Source organism: Pseudomonas sp. Sample_24 (genome assembly GCF_004307605.1).
GTDB lineage: Bacteria > Pseudomonadota > Gammaproteobacteria > Pseudomonadales > Pseudomonadaceae > Aquipseudomonas.
Genome location: NZ_RCNW01000013.1, coordinates 1 through 1,686, shown reverse-complemented (window position 1 = coordinate 1,686; position 1,686 = coordinate 1). Strand labels below are relative to the sequence as shown.

Below are 1,686 nucleotides of genomic sequence, written 5' to 3'. Positions count from 1 at the left end.
TCGAAGGCGCCTACAAGTTCATGACCTTCCTGCAGAAGCCGGAAATCATGGCCGAAATCACCAACGCCGTACGCTTCCCGAACGGCAACGCGGCCGCCACGCCGCTGGTTGAGAAAGAAATCACAGCCGACCCGGGCATCTACCCGCCGGCCGATGTGCTGGCCAAGCTTTACGCGATTGCCGACTTGCCGGCCGCGACCCAGCGGATCCTGACCCGCAGCTGGACCAAGATCAAATCCGGTAAGTAAGCCGGTTTGAAGCAAGAACCTGTTGTCGTCGTCTGCGCGGTGGCGGCAACAGGTTTAATTAAATGACAGAAAGTTTTGCTGGAACGGTTTTTCGAGGGTAAGTTGCGCGCCGGTTTTGTTGCCATACAGCCATGGCTGTCATGTAACGCGGGGCAACTTGGGCCCAACTCATTTTAGAGGACCTCCACTTGCCTATTTTTTCTTTGTTGCGCAATGCCATGCTGGTCGGCGCCGGGCTGACGCTTGCCGTCAGTGTCCAGGCCGCCGGTACTGTGCATATTTATAACTGGTCGGACTACATCGGCGAGAACACGCTGGCCGACTTCCAGAAAGAGACCGGGATCAAACCGGTTTACGACGTGTTCGACTCCAACGAGACCCTGGAAGGCAAGTTGCTTGCCGGGCGTACCGGTTACGATGTCGTCGTGCCGTCGAACCACTTCCTCGGCAAGCAGATCAAGGCTGGCGCGTTCCAGAAGCTCGACAAGTCGCAGTTGCCGAACTACTCGAACCTCGACCCGGTGCTGCTCAAGCGTCTGGAGCAAAACGATCCGGGCAACCTGTACGCCGTGCCCTATCTATGGGGCACCAACGGCATCGGTTACAACGTCGACAAGATCAAGGCCGTGCTGGGGGTCGACACGATCGATTCGTGGGCCGCCGTCTTCGAACCTGAAAACATCAAGAAGCTGCAAAGTTGCGGTGTGGCGTTCCTCGATTCGGCCGATGAAATGATGCCGACGGTGCTCAACTACATGGGCCTCGACGCCAACAGCACCAACCCTGAAGATTACAAGAAGGCTGAAGCCAAGTTGCTGGCGGTACGGCCTTACGTGACCTACTTCCACTCCTCCAAATACATTGCGGATCTGGCCAACGGTGATATCTGCGTCGCGATCGGTTTCTCCGGCGACATGTTCCAGGCGAAGAACCGCGCCGATGAAGCCAAGAAAGGCGTGAACATCGCCTACTCGATTCCCAAGGAAGGCGGTGCGCTGTGGTTCGACATGCTGGCGATCCCCAAGGATGCGGCCAACGTCAAGCAGGCCCACGCGTTCATCAACTATTTGCTCAAACCTGAGGTTATTGCCCAGGTCAGTGATTACGTCGGCTACGCCAACCCTAACCCCGGGTCGGACAAACTGATGGAACAGTCCATTCGCACCGACGAAGCGGTTTACCCACCGCAGGCCGTGCTCGACAAGACCTACGTGTCCATCGAGCTGCCACCGAATATTCAACGTTTGATGACCCGCAGCTGGACCAAGGTCAAGTCGGGCAAATAGCTTCAAGGCTCAAACTATCCAAAGTTGGCTCACCTTGAGCGAACTGCACTCTTTTTTTTTGGGAGTTTCGTAAATGGCAGTTGCCTCCGGCGCCTATAAGAAAGCCCTCGAGGGCGACCAGACACCAAAACAGGTGCTGGTCAAAATCGACC

The 1,686-nt window shown here is 56.4% G+C and carries 2 protein-coding genes and 1 pseudogene; all 3 read left to right on the top strand.

Features of this window, described 5'->3' with window-relative positions:
* A pseudogene (locus D8V06_RS00550) lies at window positions 1–248 on the top strand (spermidine/putrescine ABC transporter substrate-binding protein PotF); the annotation flags it as partial.
* A 188-nt stretch (window positions 249–436) separates the two neighbouring features.
* On the top strand, window positions 437–1,534 hold the full coding sequence (locus D8V06_RS00545; RefSeq protein ID WP_130903851.1) for a polyamine ABC transporter substrate-binding protein: 1,098 nt from the start codon (window positions 437–439) through the stop codon (window positions 1,532–1,534).
* A gap of 73 nt (window positions 1,535–1,607) precedes the next feature.
* On the top strand, window positions 1,608–1,686 hold a 79-nt coding region (locus D8V06_RS30640; RefSeq protein WP_241667749.1), incomplete at its 3' end, for a hypothetical protein.